Here is a 21,293-nt window from a genome sequence, read left to right on the forward strand (position 1 = left end):
TTTCAAAAAAAGATATGGATTTACTATTTCAAACCGAGCTTGATTATTAACATTTATATCCACCAATTTGGTGGATTTTATCATTTCTTAACTACTCATTTTAGGGGTAAATCCTAAATTCAGGTATTATACTTTATAATCCTTTTATTTTCAATAACAGTCATTTTATCTATAATCTTTCCAATTTACTTCTAATAAAGTATAATAGCTCTTGAGGGTGATAATATGCGTGCATTATTAGTTGGAATATCATTAGAAAATGATCCATATGATATAGATTATTCTTTAGCTGAGCTTAAAAGCCTTGCGGAAGCTTTAGATATAGAAGTTGTTGAAAAAATGTATCAAAAGCTAGAAAGACCTAATGCGAAGACCTATGTTGGTAGTGGTAAATTAAATGAAATAATTATTGCAATACATGCATATGATATTGATGTATTAATTTTTAATGATGAATTATCACCATCCCAAATTAGAAATATTGAAGAATTAACTAAAATAGAGGTTATAGATAGAAGCTACTTAATCCTAAAAATCTTTGAACAAAGAAGCCAAACGAAAGAATCCTATTTAGAGATAAAGCTTGCGAAGGATTTATATTTACTACCAAGAGTACAATTCTTAAGAGAAAAGGAAGATAGAATTGGTGGTGGAGGACTTACAAAGGGTAAGGGTGAAACTCAAAAGGAATTAGACCAAAGACATTTAAGAAATGAAATCGTAAGAATTAAGGATGAACTTGAAAGATTACAAAAAATGAAATCCTTACAGGTAGAAAAAAGAAAAAGAAATGATATACCTATTGTAGCCTTAGTAGGCTACACGAATGCAGGTAAATCTACCACTATGAATACTATATTAGATTTATGTGGAGCTAAAGAAGAAAAAAAGGTCTTATCGAAAGACCAGTTATTCGCAACCCTATCTACATTCAACCGTAAGGTCACATATAATAAAGTAGATTTCATGCTAGTAGATACCATAGGCTTTGTATCTAAGTTACCACATAATTTAATTAATTCCTTCTATCAAACCTTAGAAGAAGTTAAAAATGCAGATTTAATTATTCATGTCTTAGATTCTTCTTCTCCTTATATTAATTCACAATTAATGGTTGTATTAAATGTTTTATATTCCCTAAACGCAAATAAAATACCAACCATCTATTTATTCAATAAATGGGATAAAACAATTAATCCAAACCTATCTATGCCAGGAGCTAAATCTTTATATTATTCCAATAAAACTAAAGAAAATCTAAATGAATTAATGAATATCATATTAGAATATGTAACACCATCTACTATTAGATCTAAAATATTAATTCCATATTCTAAAGGAGATTTAGCAAATCTAATAGAGGTCAATTGTCATATTTATGAAAAAGAATATCAAGCCTATGGAACATACTATGATTGTGAAATTCCTATGAAGATGTATTCTATATTCCATGAATATGATTTAGATACCATGGTATCCTAAATGGCACGCTTGTGCCATTTTTTTCTTATACAAAACTTGTTCGTACAAATTGAACGAACAAGTTTTGGACACAATTACTTATCATTTAAATTTCCTTTTTTGCTCCTCCAAATACAATAAAATTGGATTTCATGGAGCAAATATCATTGATATAATAAACAAAATATACATTTTTGTTTCAAAATATACAAATGTTTCCCAATTAAGTGAAATTAGTCATTTTTTAAAAGATGTCTAGTAATAAAATGAAAATAATACTATAATTATATAAAGCGGAGGTGATATCCTTGAGTGGTAAACAAAAGCTTTATGATACTTTTACTAACTTAATACAAAAGTATTCCTATAATGACATTACCATTAAGGATTTCATTAGGGAGGCTAATGTTAATAGAAATACCTTCTATTATCATTTTATGGACATGGATTCCTTTTTAAAGGAATACTTAGATGATGCAGTATGCTTTAACATGCGAAGCTTAATAATAGAAAATAAGCTATCACAGGCTTATAATCTATTAGTGGATTATGTTTCAACACATAAAAAGATATTTATTAACATCATGCAAAGTGATAAAGGCCATGATGTTGTAGATTATTCCTTCCATACATCCATAAGAATGGATATTCAAAAGATCTTATATGATTATGAACCATTATTAAAGATTCATCTACCAGATGAATTTATGGTATATTATGCTCATTGTATTGCAGATGAATATATGAGAGCCATCGAATATCAAATTTATGATAATACAAATCCTGATCTTATGAAAAAGGTATTTGTATTATATGCAGATGCAATCTCATCAAAATTAGTTCGTGTATCTAAATTAAATCTTAACCAATAGCACTTGAGTTATAAATATAAACAAGTGCTATTTTATTTTTTAAACAAAGAATAATTAACTGTTTAAACATTTTTTTAATAATTCTTCTCTTTATTATTTATAATAAAGAAAATTGTTTGTATTTGGTAAACAAATTGTGATATAATGTCCGTGGGTGATTTTTGTTATGAATGGAAAAGCAGCGTTATATTTAGGCTTTAATAAAATTATGAAGGAAAAAGATTTCTCTTTAATTTCTATTAGTGAAATAGTTAAAGAAGCAGGAATTAATCGTAATACCTTCTATTATCATTTTAAGGATATTAATGAATTTGTAAAAGCATTCTTAGAAGATGAAATAATGAATACTGTTAGGGAAAAAATAAAAAAGAATCAATTCAATGAAGGATTCTTATTATTAGTAGACTATTCTGAAACTCATAAAGAACTTATGAGAAATATTTTAGACCATCCAGAAACAATGGATATATTAGTTAAAATATTACATAATGATATAAGAATGGATGTAGTTAAAGTATTAAATGATTATCAATCCTTCTTACATTTAAATCTTCCAGAGAAATTTATTACATTCTTCTCTCATAATATTGTAGAAGAATATATGGCTGCTCCAAAAGAAATTGTATATGATGGAGTTGAAGGTAAGCTATTAAAGAAGGTATTCTATTTATATGCAGATGCTATCCCAGATAAATTACTTAAGGTATCTAGTATAGATTTTAACAATTAAAAACAAAGACATGTCTTTTAAATCGGACATGTCTTTTTTAATGCTTAAAACAAATATGGATATTTCCTCATTTGTTCATATAATACTTTTCTAACTCTATTTCTAATTTCTTCACTATAAATCAATGCTTCTTTTCTAGATAAAATATCATCTATATCTTTTTTAGTAAATTCTAATTTTAGATTCATTCCATATAAATCTTTTGAAGCTTCCATTTGTTCTTCTAAATTAGAAGAAATTGTTTTACCCTTAACACTATCAATTAGTTTATAAATGTCCATATCCAATGGATAATCCATTGTAGTATCTGATAATAAACCAGCTCCATTATCAAATATTGGGCACAGCATAAACTCATTATTAGAATTCCTTAATATAGCTAAATTATGTGTATGTCTATCTTCATTTAAGAAAAAGGCGTCAATAGTAAGTACTTTATTCATATACTTTCCAAAATCTTTTATTCCTGTAATTTTTTCGATGGAAGAAACAATAAAGGAAAGTCTTTCTTTTACATCTCTTATAGTCCATATACAGCTATGTAAGCTTTTACCATAATAAGTTTTAAATAATCTTTCTAGTGTAACAATCTCAAAGTTGTCCATTAAAAAGTTTTTACTATATGCCCCAGTATATACCCTATTTTTATATTTTATTTCTATGGGTGAATATAATACATACTCATTTTCTTTCATACTAGATTTCTTCATTAATTCAGAAATTACATATTCTGATAATCCTTCATATCCAGTATAATCAGCCTTATACCATATTCCATCATTTTCCCATTTTAATTGATTTCCTTTAGAAGATTGTCTATCATTTGTTTTAATATCCTGTTCAAATAATTCAATCATATCTATTCCTCTATTCTAATCCAAAAATTATCTCCTGCCATTCTTCCTTCTGTTTTTTGAATAATTAAGAATGGATCATAAAAAGGTAATCCCAAATCCTCTAAAACAAGTTTTAATTTATCTCTTGTTTCAGGAAAGCATCTTTCTTTTAAAAATTCTTCATAATCTTCATAAGAAGGATTAAGGTTTTTACCAAATGCTCGATCAAAAATATTATTTGTATAATTCTTTATAATTACTTTTTGATTGATATTATCTACATCAATCAAAGTACATAATGAACTTTTTTTCATATAAAATAAGCGAAGAGGATATCTCTTATTTGGAATTTCAAGCATTGAAATGTAATCCATGTTATCCTCAATCATTTTTAAAAGTAAGACAATAGGACCATTTATCTTTTCTTTAGATGTTTCCCATCTTTCTACTGTTGGCTTTGAAACATTTATAAATAAAGCAAATTCCTTTTGACTCATATTTAACTTTTTTCTTACTCTTTTTATATCTTCCTGTGTAACATATTCTGGGATTGCATACTTTTCCATAAATACCACCTCAATTTAATGTTACCATTATTTTGATGGCATTTCAATCTGATTTTACAATCATTTTAATGGTTTTGCAGTTAAATTAAGAAACAAGACTATATTTGCCTTGTTTCAAAATCAATACTCTTATGATATCTTTGATTTGAACATGTGTGGAAACCGCACAGGTATGTTTCTAATAATTAGTGGCACTCGCAAATTTTGCGACTACCACATTTTTAAAAATTTCTCATGGCATTTAAACTGGATAATTTAATAGAAATATAATCTAAAGTATCATTTATATCTTTAATAGCAAATTCAGTAAATTCATAGCTATAAGTCATACTTTGTTTTTAATTTCTTTAATGCTTTAGGCCCATTTGCTACCTTACCATCTTTTTCATTAGAAAGACCTTCAAGTATAGCTTCATACATTTCTATTCTTTCTAACTTTTCTTCATATGTTTTTAAACTCATTATAACCATATCACCATAACCATTTCCTTGAATTAAGTATTCTTTTAATATACGATTAGCCCACGTTCTAAAAACAACACCACGTTGTGATTTAACACGATAACCAACAGAAATAATAACATCCAGATTATATAATTTATATAAATATCTTTGAACACCTAAAGTACCCATATGTGCGTTTTCCGCACATGTGCTATTTTTATCCAATTCACCTTCATTATATACATTATTAATATGTCGAGTAATTCTAGTTCTATCAACTCCAAATAATTCAGCCATTTCATCTTGAGTCAACCAAACAGTATCATTTAGTTTATCAGCTCTAACATCTAGTTCAAATTCATCATCTACAAATTTTACGATTTCAAACTTATCCATTTTCATTCCTCCTAGAATAGTTAAGCTATACACCTTTATTATAAAATTCATTTTTTATGAAAGCATAGAATCATTTTTTGAGAAAATTCGACTAAAATGCAACATTTTTTTGAAGTTTTAAAGCACCTTTTATGCATTGAACATATTCCAAAATGGAACAATATACCAAATAAAAGAAAAACACCATTGTTTTTTCATGAATAAAAAGCATTTTAGTTGACAGTTGTCAAGTAAACTATGGTTTTATATAAAGTTCATAAAAGTTTACAAAGTTCATAAAAGTTTACAAGAGTTCATAAAAGTTTATAAAAGTTTACAAAGTTATTGAAAGTACATTTTTTATTTGTTAAAATAGATTTGAAGTGAGGTGGTATATATGCAAAAAGAAAATCCATTTAATATTACCTTTGGTAAAGAACCCTTCTCGATTATTTCTAGAGAAAATGAATTAAGTCAAATTTATGATTCCTTTGAAAGTGAAAAAACGAATTCAAATGTATATATTTTAACAGGCATTAGGGGATCAGGTAAAACTGTTTCCATGACAACCATTGTGGAGCATTTTAAAAATAAAGAGAACTGGATATGTATTGAATTAAATCCTGAAAGCGATATGCTAGAACAGCTTGCATCTAAATTATATGATAAAGGTCAAATAAAGCATTTATTCTTGAAGAAAGAATTCAATTTTTCATTTCATGGTATTTCTTTTTCTATAAAAGGAGAAACTCCTATTAGTAATGTATCTTCTTTATTAGATTTGATGTTTTCAAATCTATATAAAAGAAATATTCATGTTTTAATAACCATTGATGAAGTAATATCTAATACCTATATGAAGGTATTCTCTCATGAATTTCAAAGATTCTTAAGAGAAAAATATAATGTCAGTTTAATTATGACAGGATTATATCAAAATATATCTTTATTAGAAAATCAAAAGAGCTTAACCTTCCTTTATAGAGCACCTAAAATCTATTTAAGTGAATTAAATTTAAAATCTATAGCAAATTCATATCAAAATATTTTTAATATATCAGATAAAGATGCAATAAGCCTTGCCAAAGCCACAGGTGGTTATGCCTATGCATATCAATTACTTGGCAATATTTTATTTGAAGAAAATAAAACAAAGATAGATAAAAAGGTATTACAAAGATATGATGAATTATTATATGAAAATGCATATACTATCATATATAATGAATTATCAAATAAAGAAAAGGAAATATTAAAGTATGCTTCTATTGATAATTTAAATGCATATATATTAGATAAAACAAATATGTCTAAAGCACAATTATCGAATTATAAAAAAGCATTAGTACAAAAAGGTGTAATCATACAAGACAAAAATAAAATAGTATTTAGGCTTCCTAGATTTAAAGAATTTATTGAATTCATTAAGGAATTAGAGGAATAAAGGCATAAGGGAAAAAACGAAAAAGGAACTGTTCGAGCAGTTCCTTTTTCTCATTTCTTATTCCTCTCTATTTGCTTCTATCTATTCCCATATAAGAATATACTAATGAATCATAATCTAGTATAGCTCTATCATTTAGATCTTCTAAATCATCTAAAAAATAATCATCTAGATCAAATTCTTCTATATATTCATTATCTATATGATTTAAATAATCATATAAAATATGCTTATTATCCTCTAAAATGCCTCTACCTCTAAATTTTAATATTTTAAGAGGAACATATTCCTCTAAATATTCTAATTTATTAAATGTTATATTAAATATCCAATCCTCACCATAATCATACCAAAGATTCATACTCTTTAAATCTAATATATCTATAGTGTAATTATCTATTGCAGAACAATCATAAAGTCTACCTTCATCTATTGGGGTAATAAAGTTAATATCTTTTTTATATAAGGATACTAAATGCTCTCCATAGCAATCCATAGTTGCTAAAACTCCCATCATCATTTCATATATAGTACTTCTTATAGGTATTAACATAATTCTTTTTAAATCCTTAGGGAAATCTATAGATTTCACATTTATTCTTACATATCTATACAAATATTCTCTTTTTATTAAAGAATATATGGATTCTATATCATTCTTTCTTTTAAGTGATTTTAGAGTTTTTGCTAAATCTAAATCATAAGGCTTATCAGATAAAAGATTATCTATTAATCTAACAAATGCATTAAATACTACCTTATTATAATAATCTTCTCCTTCTATTTCTTGAATCTCTAAATCCTTATCTATTTCATCCCAAAAATAATCATATATTTCCTGTATTTTCATTTTCTATAGCCTCCTCATATATATTAATCATATACCAAATAAAAGAAAAATACCATTGTTTTTTATGAATATAAAGTTTATAAAAGTTCATAAGAGTTCGCTACATAAAAACACTGAGCCATCCGTATTATACGGGTGGCTCTTAACGTATGTATCGATGGCTCTATTCCGCAGATAGGTGGCTCTTAAACTGCGAATTGCTGGCGCTATTCAGGCGAAATATTCACCCATTTTTAAAAATAGAGTGTAACGCGTGTTACACTCTATTTCGTTAAGCTTTTCATAAGCTCTATGTTATTTAAATTTATATTTATTTCGTTTGCTTCTGCTATTCTTTTTACAACTAGTTCATTATCTAAGCTATGATAGGATTCATATAAATGATAAAAATCCTCTGGCTTTACTTTTTTATATAATACCTCTTCGGATATACCTGTAGTATAAGAAAAATATTTCATAATATATCCAATCCATGCCATTACATAGGATGGATATATATCCTTACCACGAGTTAATTTTTTTTCAGCTTTAATAGTATTATATGCAGATACAATATCTATAGACTCATAAAGAAAGGAAGCAGAAGATAATCTTTTTTGAATGGATGAATAAACATACGCTTTTATGAATACTTTAGAGGAGCATTCACCTATTTTTGTTGAATATTCAAATAAAGCTGAAGTGAATTTACATAGTGCTATTCCCGTATCATCTATTTTTTTCATTATAATAACTCCTCAATATACTTGCCCTTACCAGCATATTCTCTTAATGCTACTTTTACTTTATTCTTTCCAATCTCATTTTCCTTTTGTCTATAGGACTCATATTCTTTTCTTTCATTTTGACAGTAAAAGCATCTTTCTAGCATTTTTAAATTATTCTTAATGACATTATCATTTAAGAAGACATATTGTCTTCCTAATCGATTTGCGCTTAATGCATTTAAGCATTGTAAATCTGTTATTTTTCCAGAAATGAATTCATCTAAGGTTGTATACATTGTATTATCCGCAATAGGAGCAATAACAACATCTATACCATCTAATTCCTGTAATAATTCTTTAATTAATATAGAGTCCTTATATTCTTCTAATCTTCCTCTAAAATATGCAAATAATAACATCCATTCCTTAGATACATTGTATTCTTTAAATTTAATATTCTTCTTATTTAAATCAAAAATATATACAGATGACTTATTATAACCAACAACAAAGCTTGCAGATTGAAGAAAGTTTTCATCCAAATAAAAACCTTTACCAAAATCTTTATTATCCTCACTAAAGCTTATAGATGGTTCTCCTACAATTTCAGTTTTAGCCCCATGAAATAAAATAATATGATTTTCTTCTTTAAAAGAATTATACATTTCTTCTTTCACTCTATTTAAATGTATATTACAATCATATAATCGATTATATATCTTTTCTAAGGTATCATATTCTGGAATACTTTTTTTATTTATCCATCGATTTAATGTCATTCTAGAGACATTTAATAACTCACTCATCTTTGAATCATTTATACCTAAAACTATTTTTGAATATTTTAAATCCTTTAAATAATCAAAATACATTGTAACATCACCACCAAATATATTGTAACATGTGTTACAACCTATTTCAAGATAGCATTCCATAAGAATAAAAGGATATCCAAAATAGGATATCCCTTAAATCTACGAAGCTGCCGTTGCAGTTACATCTATAGTGGTATTTGTTGAAGCAATTTGTGTACCATTAATAGTAAATATGTAACCTGGTGCAGTGTCTCCTGTTGCTTCTACCTTGTTTGGTTCATAAACACTAATCTTAATTGTAGAATCATAATCCGTTGTTGTAGCACCACTTGGGGCAGTGATTGCAACTGTTATTGTATTACCAGTCATTCTATATACATGTTGTAGATAATAATTACCATCTTGATACTTGTCCGTTCCAGATGAAATGTTCTTACTATTTATTGTGTAAGCATTAGTTATTTCACCAATAGTCATCTTGTATGATTCTTCGATATTAGAATAATTGCCTGGCAAATCAAATTTATACTCAAGTATCTTATCATTTTCTGTGTTTCTAAATATAATACTATTTGATGTAATTAAATTCTCTGCACTAGTTGGGGCAACTCCATATCCTGCATTCGTACCGGTTCCTGGTATTAATAAACCATATTCTGCTTTTGTCGATGTAGTATCTGTAATAAGCGTTTCAGTGGATCCGCTTATTCTATATACATCATATGTTGCGGTCGCTGTACCTACTTTAGTCACTGTAACATAATACAATTTATTTGTTCCATTATTAAAGTCTATAAACTTAAGGGTTTTAGTTGTAGTATTATTGATGGCGCCAGTAGTAGTCAAATTATGTGTTGTTCCATCCCTTTGATGAGGCACTACTGTTCCATTAGTAACTATTATTCCATCCCCACTATATGACATATTCAATGCTTGCGATATTTGGCCAGAGCTATCATTTGTCATAGACACATTAACCTGGCCTTGTGTTCCAGCCGGAACAATTGCAACAAATGAATTTGTAACATCAAAGGTCTCGTTTTCTGATAGTTGAGCACTTAAAATTTGTATACCATTAGGATATACATACTTTGCTACTGTGTGAGAAGTTTCTTGAGTAATTTGAGTTCTATCAACAATTGAAGCATTTGCACCAATATCCAAATATATTAAATATGTACCATTCTTATCTTTAACTGAGCCTAATGCGTATTCGCCTTTATTAACAGGTATTTCAAAATAAAATATGCAATTTCTATGATTGCTCCATTGAATTGGATTTGATGTCCAATTTCCCTCAGGATCCTCAATCCAATTCTTATCAAACATCAAATCATATTCATTAGTGGAAACAGAAGCAACTGTGATATATTTTGTTAATACTGTTTCACCATCGTATTCAGGATTATAATAATAGTATCCCTTTTCGCTTGGATTATCTATATCCTCATAATAATAAACATAAGTATTATCTGATTTTCTCTTATAAACCTGTAAAATATGACGAATTTGTGTGATTTTATCCGAACTATCTCTTATGATTTCATGCAATGAAAAGAAAGCATCATTTCTTATTCCATAGTTAGAGTCACTAGTTCTTGATGAATAATAATAACCAGAAAAGAAATTTATAAAGCCTTTGGATTTCAAGGTAAAATCAATGCAATCTTCCGGCATTTGATAATTCGATTTTTCTTCCCCGTTAATCTTAACTTTGCTTGGAATAACCACATGATTTTTAGATATTTGAGCATCCATAAAGTGTAATCCATAGACCTTAGACCCACTAGAAGATAAAGTGGTGCCTAGTTGAGATTTTGAATCAGCAAGTTTAGAAAATATTAAATTGCTCTCATTAGTATTATCATAAACAATTCCCGACACTGAACCAGTAGAATCTTTAATTTTACCTACGCCTCTACTTCCTACGGTATAGATGGAATTTGCAGTCCATCCACCATCATAAGAACCTTCAATTCCCCAACCAACACTTCCGCTACTGCTCCAACTTGAAGCTTTATACTTTTGATCGAATTCTGACACACGAATATCTGTCCCACTTTCTCCTTCGTAACCGCCAGACATAATATATCCTGTATTGTTATCTGCGACATTATATGGAGTACTATCTGCCGCATTTATTGGAATATAATTAAAAACTGAAGTTTGTTTAGAATAAGTCGAAACAAGATTATAAGTACCATTCGCAGCTCTACTTATATTTGAATTTGCTTGAACAATTATTGAAATATCACTCGAATATGCTATAACATTTGCAAATTGTCCTTCAACAGCGGTAAAAGTTAATACCGTATCTTGTCCATTATATGTCCACCAAACTGGATAATCATCACCATATTCATAATAAATTACATAGCAATTTGTGCTTGAATCTTTAAGATAGCCATTGGTAGTAACAAAGTCATGAGAAGTTGTTGTCAGACTTAGATATCCAATATACCCACTTTGAACAGTTGGAGATTGTAAATAATAAGTTGTATTATTATTAACTGTTGATATAGTACCAGAGCCATTATAAAAATTCGAAAACTTCCATGATGTTGCTGTACTTTGAGTAATCGCATTTGAAATTGTCGTACCATTAGCACTCAAATAATTTCCATTATATGAAATATAATATTCACCTGATGAATCTACACGCCATGAACCATCATACTTAATATATCTTCTTGTACCATTATCGTTATAATAATAACCATAAGTATCATGAGCCCAATCAGTCCCAGAATCATTTTGATTTATAGTAGTAGTCAATCCATTGTTATACCTTAAATATCTAGTATTGTTCCCATCTGAAAAATAAATTTTTCCTGTACCGTTTGTATTACTCAAAGTGCCAGATAAATAAAACACTATTGCCTGACCTCTATTCGTTGTATCAGATAATCCATTATTATAATTTAAATAATGGCCATTTTGATGAATAAGGAAAGTTTCTGAAACTGCCCATACCCAATTATTTCCATCAAATTTTATGATACCATTTCCAGTCGATATGTTTGTTCCATCGTATGAAAAATATGAACCTGAATCATTTACAACAAGTGATGAGCCCGAATAAGAGATTCTTTTGGCTGAATCATTAATCTCATAAATATATCCTCTTGGATATTCTCCATCTATTGAGAAAACCCATTTAGTCGCTAAATCAACATCTCTTGTATTCTCAATATTTCCATTATTAATTCTCATATAATTACCATTATTATCAGTAATTATATATGACTTACACATTTTAAATACTCCATCCACACAATTTAAATAATAAACATAATTATTATAAGTATATTTAAAAGTATTAAAAGTACTATCCCATGTCCAGGTAGTAGATGATGTGCTAGTTAACACAGATACTAAATCTGTAGTACCATTTAAATAACGAATGATTGTTGTGCTAAACTCTTTTTCGTCAAAAGTGTATAGTTTGCTATTTTCAAATAGCCAAATTGTAGCATTCTCAGCAGAATCAACTGTCTTATATTCATCATTATCTACATCATAACTTAAATAATGATTATTGCCGTCATGGATTTTGTAACCTGTTTTTTCCAAACCATCAATTCTAATAGAATAAACATCCTTATATAAAGCACCTAGAGATTGAAAGGCCTCATTGGTATTAGAAACATAATCTTTTAAATATGAGCCATTTATTCCTCCCCACTCTTTTAGCTTATAATTAGAGCCAGTCCCAGTTTGTGTATTAGTAACTGTATATGTATCATCATTTGTATATCTTCTTACTTCTGCGGTAGTATATGAAGGGCCTGTAGTTCCAGAATTAGTAGACGTTTTTATCCTATTATATAATTTTTGCATGTCCATTGAACCACCCCATGCAGTTTGCTGTCCCATACCGCGATAATTAAAATGTGAGAAAGAGGTAGTAGCATTATATACCACAGTCTTTGAGTTTGCCACTGTAGTAGTGTAGTTTTCGGTCGCATAACCAACTACAGTATAGTCAGATACATTACTTCCATGCGTTGCCGAATGTGCAGTATTACCTAAATCCAATCCAGAACTAATTACACCAACATTTTCGATTTTTCCATCAACATATCCTGCAACAATACCTGCACAAGTAGCTGATGTAGCAGTTTTTACTGTAGTATTTTGTAAATAGAAATCATGAACCTGTGTTGAACCATTACCAGAAATGTTTCCAAAAAAACCTATAGATTTAGCATTTTTTAATTGATTAGTATTATCTACTATTTCATCACTAGAAATGCTATTAGGTTTTCTATCCATATCATCAAGATCATTTGAAGTGGTAAGGCGATATATAGTTTTACCATTACCATTAAATGTTCCTGTAAATGCTGCATTATCTTTACCAATTGGAGGTAAAGTCCAACCATACATATCTAAAGAGCCTTGTAAACTTGGGTCAATCTCATAATTTTTATTTGCGTAGTTTGCTGGATCTAAATAGCACAGCCACGCCAAGTTATACAAGTGTCTTGGGGTGTTAATACCATAAGGTTTTCCACCATTGTCAGTACTTCCACCATTTCCATATGCAAAATATGCTTCACCAGAATATCCTTGAGCAATAGGATCTACATTTTCATCATTTAAAAACCAAGCATAGGATACAACAATAGTAATACCAATGGCGCATAAAATTGTAATTAATGCCATATAAAATCTTTTTACCATATATTATACCTCCTAACTTAATAAATAAATTTTAAAATCTGTATTTGTGAATTCGGGTGTGCTGTTATTATACATTAAAGCATCCTGATTTGATAAATTGTTACCATAGAATTCATTTAAGTGATCCACGTTATAATCCATTAACAAATGAATATATACTGGAGCATTTGTTGAAGGAACATTAGCTGTTAATGCTTCTACTGTGGAAGATGAAATCACACCTGCTGATGAATAATCAAATGTCTTCCATGCAGCTTCTGCAGGATATGTAAATGTTGCTGTGTTCCCAGAAACAATTTCTGATTCAGTTGTTGTATAACCCAAACATGTAAACTTTATAACACTAGATAAAGATAAATACTTATTATCTATATCTAAAAGACCATCATGATCCCCTCTTGTAACTGTATTTAGATTACTATCACGATATGTTCTTGTGCTAAAACCAACGAAGTGACTTGCTGAAGAAATAAATCTTAAAGAACTAATAGATGTATTATTTTTTAGTTTGATACGAATTAAATATACTGTTGGTTTTGTTGCAGGGAAGGTATACTGCTGCATATTACACGTACCATTATCTGTAATATTAGTTTCAATAGTGTACCGTTTATTTGTACTATTTTGTATATCTGAAACCGCACTAAAATTGTAATAATCAACGTGATCAACTAAATCAGGTTGCGATGCAACACTACCAGCACCTGCAGTTACATTTGCAGTTTTGTTAACTGCATACCATGCTACTGTAATCATTACAAGTAAGCCAGTAGTTAAAGCTAATGTTATGAAATTAAAAACAATTTTAAGTTTTTTCATAGGCTTACCTCCATAAAATAAATTAAAGCCAGCTGTTGTTCCCTTCTAAAAGGTACTTTTGCAACTGGCTGTCTATTTAGACCCTATAGCTTTGCGTCACTAGATTACTCTAGTTTTGCCTTTTATAAAAATTATATTGTTAAGATTTATCTTAACATAATAAATATTTACTATATTATTCTTCAATATGACTATAACATATACGCATTTTTTTTGCAAATGCAATAATCTTTCAAGTAGACATTTATTTAATAATGTCTATATGTTTTTTAAAAAAAAATTCCTAATTTGCACAGGGTTGGTACTAAATGGCTTAGTATCAACCTTTTTTGACATTACATCCCTAAATCGCACTTTTTTAGGTGTCGAAATAGCCATTTTTAAGAATAGTTTTAATTTATCATACCTATTTTCAGGCTCATTAATAATGAATGAAATTAAGTTCATCCAATCTTGAATATCATCTCTTGAGAACCCTTCATGATTTCTCATAAACTTTTTCATGTAGGAATGTATTTTATTGATTGGGGTTAATGGATTTTCTTCTTCAGAAAGGAATTCTTGATAAGATGATTTACAAAATTCCTCTGTTAAATCTAATTCTTTAACTAATACTTGATGTGAATGTTCATCATCATGTATAAGTTTTGAACCTGGTTTTATATGACCTTTTAAAGTATTTAAAGTGCTCTTGCTGGAAGGCTTTGATACATTTTCAGATAGTATTATGGTTCTAAAACCATCATATGCTACAGCTATACATATCTTATCTCTTGATATTCCTCTTAATTTATTTCCATCTTTATAAGTTCTTTTAGATTCGACAACTGTAAAGAATGTTTCATCGAATACTATAGTTCCATCTAAAACAATATCATCTTGATAGTTCTTTAATATTTCAAAAACCTTTAAAAGCCAATATTTTCCCGTACTTGAGGCATTTTTATTGTCTCTGGCAGAAGATTTTATTGAGTGGAATTCAAATAAATGTATTAAATAATCGAACCATTCCGAGATTGGAATTTTATGAGAATCAAATATAGTATTAGTCAAATTATTAAATGTTCTTTTACAAGTTTTACATTGGAATCGATTAATGCCAGTCTTATACTTTCCATACTTTATAAATTCTTTTGAGCCACAATAATGACATCTAAGAGGTACTATGGAATTAATAAGACTAATCTCTTCGGGAATTTGAGATCTATGCTTTGCATTATATCTTTCATCCATAGTAAAAGAAATAAGCTCCTCAAGAGGAGTCTTATTCGTTTTACTATCCCAAGGTAATCTTTTTACAGAGGTTCCCCAGTGATTATCTTTATATTTAGTTTTCATGGCGGCGAGTGATGGAACTTCTGGGAGCTGGCTAATCATCAACCGCCAAGTATCACATATTAACCAGCTCTCAGAAATTCATGTGATTTTCCTTTCTATAAACTGGTTCTATTATATCACTTGATCTCTAATTTACCAACTCTGTGCAAATTAGGAATACTAAAAAATAGACAATAATTTCAATATTGTTTATTCTTAAACAATGCCATTTTTTATATGTTTTTAAGAGGCAATTTGTTTATTTTTGGTTTGTTTAATGTTATCTATAATCTTTAAAAGACTAACAATTAAAAATAATGTTCCACTAATAGAATCAAATACTATCATACTAATAATATGATGGTATATACCATAAGCTAACCAAGCATAATTACCTATCATTAATAAAAGCATTGTAAATAAGCTAACTCCACGAACACTTCTTTCCTTTATTATAACAATTATTTGAGGTACAGCACTTATAGCAAGTGATATACCAGCTATATAGCTAATAACTTCAAAGAATATATCCATTCATAAATCCTCCTTTTAAAACATTTTAGTGTAAGGATTTTATTATACTATAAATATAGGGATTGTAAAGGATTATTTTATTTAAACAAATCATCAAGAGTTCTCCCTCATTTTTCTTTTCCGTATCTAATTACTTCATCTATATTGTTAAATGAAATATTTTTAAATAATGCTTTGATCTCATTAGTACAATCTAGTGCAACACAAAGCTTTGTAAGTGAATGAAGCGATATTTCACCACTTGATTCAAATCTTTTAATCGTTCCATAAGACACATTACTCATTAAAGCCATTTGTTGACTTATTCTTTTTGTTTTTCTTAATCTCTTAAATCTTTTTGCAACATCCATTATAATCTCATCTGTAGTTTCATATATCATATAGTTCCTCCACGGATAATATATTATCTAATTTTGATATTTTAGTGTTCTTTTAGATAATATATTATCCGTTTTATCGTTGAAGGTGAATCATAATATAACATAATTTAGTTCAATTTAACTTTTTTATAGATAAATACATCAGTATTTATTACTTTAGCAATTCCATTACTAATCGCTTCATCGTAAGTGTATTTTTCATATAATAGTTTTTTAGTCACATAATTATAATCTTTTTCATAAAATCTATTTTTAATGATTTCCTTTAGCATATCATTAATATTGTACTCTAATTGTGCTGAAGGATTATTTTTGGATAGCATTCTATCATCTCTTACATCGTCAATTAATTTATCCAAATTTAAATCAAATTTTATTAACGGGAGCATTTTTGCTATATCGTATAAATGCCTTGAATCCCTATCTTCCATATTTTGGATTTTATAATCACATACAGCAAAAATCTTATCTATAAATGTTCTTTCAATTGATTGAACGTTCATTTCAAAATCCATAACAAAATGAATTGGTAATTCTATATTATTCTTCTTGCAAAAATTTCCAATATAACTATTAATAATATGCTTTGAAATTGGATATACCCTTTGATAATAACTTGTTTCAATAATTATTTCTAATTCATTAGAATCAAATAATGAATCATATTTAAAAACATATTTATTATAGTTATATCTTGTTTTTATCATATCAGGATTAGATAATTCTAAACCTAATTTTTCAGCAATATCCATTATTGTTTCATTAGATTTTCTTTTTTCACTATTTGTTGGTTTCTTATTCATAGATAAATCTATATCTTCAGAAAATCTGTCTATTAATCCATATGCTTTTGATAATGATGTGCCTCCTTTAAAAACAAAAGGTAGATTACTTTTAGATAGATCATAAAGAAATAATGATTAAATTAAATCTTTTTCTACAATTATGGTATTTCTTTTTTCTTCTAAAGAAACAGTTTCAATTATTTCTTTCCATTCATTCTTATAATTGTTATACCAGTTCATTCATTAATCCGCCTTCATAAATATTCTTATAAACAACTGCCGGAAATAAAGAAATATATTCTTTAACAATTGCGAAATTAATCTTAGTCTTATTAATGTATTCTCTCAATTTATTTTTATATTCTATCCCACTCAATTCAGAATACTTATCAATTATTGACATCAAGTTTAGGAATTCTAATTCCTTAATATTATCTTTAGTAATAATGGTTAATGGTTTATAAATAATAAGGGTATTACCATCTATATCTATTTTTCTTTGTTTGGTGGTTGCTTCGTTTGTGCATATTTCATAAACACTTGGATTTTGTGAGGTAAATCCATATTTATTCACTAAAGAAAGGCCTGTCATGAAACAAATACTTCTTTTCAATAAATCGATTAATTGACACTTTACCTTCGGTACCTAAAATTGTCTTATATGGAATATAATATACCCCGTTATATAAACGACATATTCTTTTCTCATCCGTTAATTTTTTCATTTCTTGCCTAACTACATCCTTAGATGAGCAAGGGATTTCATTTAAAAAAATAGGTTCTCCTTTTTTAAAACTTTTTATTATATATTCATAAATCATATTAATCACCTCACAAATTTGAAATTTCATTTTTCAACTTTATTATAAATCATATTAATTTATTTTTCAAGTAAATACAGTCATAATAACTTGCATATCAAAAAAGCCATATACAACACCAAAAGGGGCTGTAAAAAAACCTAGGTTTTGAGTTTTAAGTCATTACCTAGGTTTACAGCCTTTTTAATTTGCATATTTATACTTATCTTTGGCTTCTTGATTAACTGATTTAGTTTTAATCTTAGAAGCTTTTTTTGATAGTCGCTTTGCACTGGGCTTTTTAAATATTTCTGGCTGAATATTATCTGGAGCTTTCCAATAATTGAATTTTATGTCACCGCTGTAATGTTTAAAAAGTTTTCTTACATTATATCCTAAGCACACTAACATAAATTCAGCCGAAGCTTTATTAATACTACGTCTTCTAAATCGCTCGTATTGAAAATCCTGTTTTATAACCCCGAATGCTCCTTCAACTTGAGATGATCTATTTACTCTCATTTCAATTCCTTCTATAGAAAGTAAATTTCTTTCTGCTTGTTGAATATATTTTTGAAGTTCAATGGTCACTTCAAAAATTTTAAAATCTTCATTCTTTTCCTTCATAAATTTTTTACAGTAAGTTGAGAATTGGCAGTTATTACATCCTTCAACTTTGTAGAAAGTAGACCCTGCTTTTCTATGGTGCCAGTTAAGATTTATTTTATATCCTATGTTGCCACTTAAACATGTAATGGTTTCATCATCATTCAAACGATATTGACTTGGGTTTCTTCCTGATACATTTCCTTCCCACGTAAAGTATTTAACGAAGTTTTTAATCTTGTGCTCATCTAAATATTTATAGTTTGTAAGTGAACCATATCCAGAGTCTGCACATAATCTTTTGGGATATTCATTATAAAAACTATAATGAACATCTAATAGTGGTACGAAATCATTAAGATCCGATCTGGATTGTGTTACTAAATATGCAGTAACTAAACCATTTGCCACTGATATTTGCGTATTATATGCAGCGTGCATATTACTTCCAAGACCAGAATAATAATCTTCTTTTAAACACATAGCTGTCGCGTCTTTATCAGTTTTGTAATAAGAGTTTCTATTTGGTCCACACACACTCTCTTTCTCCTCATATTCTAAACTCTTTTGTAAATATTCAACTAATAAACTATAACTTTTTATATGTTTTTTATTTTCTTTTAATGTCAAATCATATTGTTGTAATACTTCATTTAATTCAACAATTTTTTCTGCTATAACTTTTGATTCAATTATTCCAGTTTTATTAATTCCTCTTAATAAATTGTATTCTGATAATAACAGTCTAATTTTATCACTTAATTTGTTATGGAATGTAGTAGGCTTCCATACGAATTTATATTTATTTGCATTTGCTGGTTATTCCCAATTTTTTGAGCCACTAATTTTATTTTAGTGCGCCAGCAATATTCTTTATTTGAGCCATCTATATTTATGAATTGAGCCAGTGTATTTTGCCACACTGGCTCATAATATTTTATAGATGAAATCCTATATTAAAATGTGTAGCTGAATATTTCGCCTGAATAGCGCCAGCAATTCGCAGTTTAAGAGCCACCTATTCACGGGAATAGAGCCATCGGTACATACGTTAAGAGCCACCCGTATAATACGGATGGCTCCTTTTGTTTTATAGCGAATTAATATGAGCTAGGTGGTTTTATCTTTTATGTGTTCTTTCTCTCATATTAGTATTACCTGATTCAATAGTAATTGAATTATGTACAATACGATCCATAATAGCATCAGCATGTAAGCTTCCACCTAAACGAGAATGCCAGTCTTCAGTTTTATACTGACTTACAAATATAGTAGAGGCTCTACCATATCTCATTTCAAATAATTCATATAGGAATTTGATATCATCATCTGACAAACTAAAAATTAGCCATTCATCGATAACTAACAAATCAAATGAAGCAAGCTTTTTAAATAAAACTGATAGAGAGAAATGTTATATGTTTGTATATACTACTACCTTCTTTGATAACCCTATATATATTTATGAATTCTCTGAATCTAGAAAGACAGATAAGACTGAAGAATTATTTAAAGATTATAATGGATATTTAGTGTGTGACAAATATGCTGGATATGATAAATTCAAAGATAAGCTATTAGGTATTCAAAGATGTATGGCACACGCTAGACGTTATTTCTTTGATGTAATAAAAGGATTATCACCAAAAGAAGCAAAATCCTCTAAAGCAAGATTAGTAGTTGAAAGATTTGATAAGCTATTCAATCAGGAAAAGCAATTTAAAGAAAAGAAATATACAATATCTGAAATCAAAGATAAAAGAAATACCAGTGAATACCAAGCATTAGTTGATTCATTACATGATGAGATATGGAATATTGAAGCTCAACCAGGTTCTCTTTTAGAAAAGGCCGTTAATTATGCAAAGAATTCATGGGATGAATTATTCACATATAGAGAATATGGATATTTAGAAATATCAAATAATATAGCAGAAAGATCTGTTAAGCCATTCGTAATAGCAAGAAAGAATTTCTTATTCTCTAAAACTGAAAATGGTGCCCAAGCCTCTGGACTACTATTTTCAATAATTCAAACAGCAAAAGCAAATGGCTTATGTATAGAAAGGTATTTAGAATACGCCTTAAGCAACATCAACAAATTACAAATTGATGATATTTTACCATGGAGTAAGAATCTACCTAAAGAATTAAAATTAAATCTAAAATAATAAAACAGAGACAAACTCACATGAAATGCGAGAATGTCTCTGTTTTGTTTTATATAAAGTGATTATTTCTCACATTAGTGTGCGAGAACTTCTAA

At 28.3% G+C, this 21,293-nt stretch carries 19 protein-coding genes, 2 pseudogenes and 1 riboswitch; of the genes and pseudogenes, 5 read left to right on the plus strand and 16 right to left on the minus strand.

Annotated elements, in window-relative coordinates; translation table 11 throughout:
* The first annotated feature begins 225 nt into the window (after positions 1-225).
* The 3 genes from hflX to EI71_RS08640 all read left to right on the plus strand — a co-directional run bounded on the left by hflX (position 226) and on the right by EI71_RS08640 (position 3,063).
* On the plus strand, positions 226-1,482 hold the full coding sequence (hflX, locus tag EI71_RS08630; protein ID WP_119016845.1) for a GTPase HflX: 1,257 nt from the start codon (positions 226-228) through the stop codon (positions 1,480-1,482).
* Between the two features lie 287 nt (positions 1,483-1,769).
* Positions 1,770-2,333, plus strand: a complete 564-nt coding sequence (locus EI71_RS08635; RefSeq protein WP_162849911.1) for a TetR family transcriptional regulator — start codon at positions 1,770-1,772, stop codon at positions 2,331-2,333.
* Between the two features lie 166 nt (positions 2,334-2,499).
* A complete protein-coding gene (locus tag EI71_RS08640; RefSeq protein WP_119016847.1) occupies positions 2,500-3,063 on the plus strand; it encodes a TetR/AcrR family transcriptional regulator in 564 nt (187 codons plus the stop codon).
* Between the two features lie 44 nt (positions 3,064-3,107).
* On the opposite strand, the gene EI71_RS08645 is transcribed toward EI71_RS08640, so the two are convergent.
* The 3 genes from EI71_RS08645 to rhuM all read right to left on the minus strand — a co-directional run bounded on the left by EI71_RS08645 (position 3,108) and on the right by rhuM (position 5,305).
* Positions 3,108-3,920 (minus strand): HipA domain-containing protein, encoded by an 813-nt coding sequence (locus EI71_RS08645; protein WP_119016848.1) that lies wholly within the window; start codon positions 3,918-3,920, stop codon positions 3,108-3,110.
* A 2-nt stretch (positions 3,921-3,922) separates the two neighbouring features.
* Positions 3,923-4,465, minus strand: a complete 543-nt coding sequence (locus EI71_RS08650) for a helix-turn-helix domain-containing protein (protein ID WP_119016849.1) — start codon at positions 4,463-4,465, stop codon at positions 3,923-3,925.
* A gap of 318 nt (positions 4,466-4,783) precedes the next feature.
* Positions 4,784-5,305, minus strand: coding sequence for a RhuM family protein (gene rhuM, locus EI71_RS08655; RefSeq protein WP_211321090.1), 522 nt, complete (start codon positions 5,303-5,305; stop codon positions 4,784-4,786).
* Positions 5,306-5,681: 376 nt separating this feature from the next.
* On the opposite strand from rhuM, the gene EI71_RS08660 reads away from it, so the two are divergent.
* A complete protein-coding gene (locus tag EI71_RS08660; protein ID WP_119016851.1) occupies positions 5,682-6,728 on the plus strand; it encodes an ATP-binding protein in 1,047 nt (348 codons plus the stop codon).
* A 67-nt stretch (positions 6,729-6,795) separates the two neighbouring features.
* On the opposite strand, the gene EI71_RS08665 is transcribed toward EI71_RS08660, so the two are convergent.
* The 13 genes and pseudogenes from EI71_RS08665 to EI71_RS08720 all read right to left on the minus strand — a co-directional run.
* A complete protein-coding gene (locus tag EI71_RS08665; protein WP_119016852.1) occupies positions 6,796-7,578 on the minus strand; it encodes a hypothetical protein in 783 nt (260 codons plus the stop codon).
* Between the two features lie 263 nt (positions 7,579-7,841).
* Entirely contained in the window at positions 7,842-8,303 is a 462-nt protein-coding gene (locus EI71_RS08670; RefSeq protein WP_119016853.1) for a hypothetical protein, read from the minus strand.
* Complete coding sequence (locus tag EI71_RS08675) at positions 8,303-9,220, minus strand: DUF3990 domain-containing protein (RefSeq protein WP_119016854.1); 918 nt, start codon at positions 9,218-9,220, stop codon at positions 8,303-8,305. Before EI71_RS08675 ends, EI71_RS08670 begins: the two co-directional genes overlap by 1 nt.
* Positions 9,221-9,259: 39 nt before the next feature.
* A complete protein-coding gene (locus EI71_RS08680; RefSeq protein WP_119016855.1) occupies positions 9,260-13,786 on the minus strand; it encodes a hypothetical protein in 4,527 nt (1,508 codons plus the stop codon).
* Between the two features lie 12 nt (positions 13,787-13,798).
* Positions 13,799-14,605, minus strand: coding sequence for a hypothetical protein (locus EI71_RS08685; protein ID WP_119016856.1), 807 nt, complete (start codon positions 14,603-14,605; stop codon positions 13,799-13,801).
* Between the two features lie 56 nt (positions 14,606-14,661).
* A riboswitch (cyclic di-GMP riboswitch) is annotated at positions 14,662-14,735 on the minus strand.
* 128 nt (positions 14,736-14,863) lie between these two features.
* Positions 14,864-15,982, minus strand: a complete 1,119-nt coding sequence (locus EI71_RS08690; protein WP_119016857.1) for an IS1595 family transposase — start codon at positions 15,980-15,982, stop codon at positions 14,864-14,866.
* A 183-nt stretch (positions 15,983-16,165) separates the two neighbouring features.
* Positions 16,166-16,456: a SemiSWEET family sugar transporter gene (locus tag EI71_RS08695; RefSeq protein WP_119016858.1), complete on the minus strand. Its 291-nt coding sequence runs from the start codon at positions 16,454-16,456 to the stop codon at positions 16,166-16,168.
* 107 nt (positions 16,457-16,563) lie between these two features.
* Positions 16,564-16,836: a helix-turn-helix domain-containing protein gene (locus EI71_RS08700; protein WP_162849913.1), complete on the minus strand. Its 273-nt coding sequence runs from the start codon at positions 16,834-16,836 to the stop codon at positions 16,564-16,566.
* Positions 16,837-16,943: 107 nt separating this feature from the next.
* A pseudogene (locus EI71_RS08705) lies at positions 16,944-17,738 on the minus strand (nucleotidyl transferase AbiEii/AbiGii toxin family protein); the annotation flags it as partial.
* A 109-nt stretch (positions 17,739-17,847) separates the two neighbouring features.
* Complete coding sequence (locus tag EI71_RS10405; RefSeq protein WP_211321091.1) at positions 17,848-18,213, minus strand: hypothetical protein; 366 nt, start codon at positions 18,211-18,213, stop codon at positions 17,848-17,850.
* Positions 18,188-18,442 (minus strand): hypothetical protein, encoded by a 255-nt coding sequence (locus EI71_RS10410; protein ID WP_211321092.1) that lies wholly within the window; start codon positions 18,440-18,442, stop codon positions 18,188-18,190. Before EI71_RS10410 ends, EI71_RS10405 begins: the two co-directional genes overlap by 26 nt.
* A gap of 183 nt (positions 18,443-18,625) precedes the next feature.
* Positions 18,626-19,657 carry a transposase gene (locus EI71_RS08715; RefSeq protein WP_211321093.1) on the minus strand — a complete coding sequence of 344 codons (1,032 nt, stop codon included), beginning with the start codon at positions 19,655-19,657 and terminating at the stop codon, positions 18,626-18,628.
* Positions 19,658-20,147: 490 nt separating this feature from the next.
* A pseudogene (locus EI71_RS08720) lies at positions 20,148-20,405 on the minus strand (ATP-binding protein); the annotation flags it as partial.
* Positions 20,406-20,445: 40 nt separating this feature from the next.
* On the opposite strand from EI71_RS08720, the gene EI71_RS08725 reads away from it, so the two are divergent.
* A complete protein-coding gene (locus EI71_RS08725; protein ID WP_119016862.1) occupies positions 20,446-21,198 on the plus strand; it encodes an IS66 family transposase in 753 nt (250 codons plus the stop codon).
* Positions 21,199-21,293: the final 95 nt, after the last annotated feature.

This window comes from Anaeroplasma bactoclasticum (assembly GCF_003550015.1).
GTDB classification, from domain to species: domain Bacteria; phylum Bacillota_I; class Bacilli_A; order Acholeplasmatales; family Anaeroplasmataceae; genus Anaeroplasma; species Anaeroplasma bactoclasticum.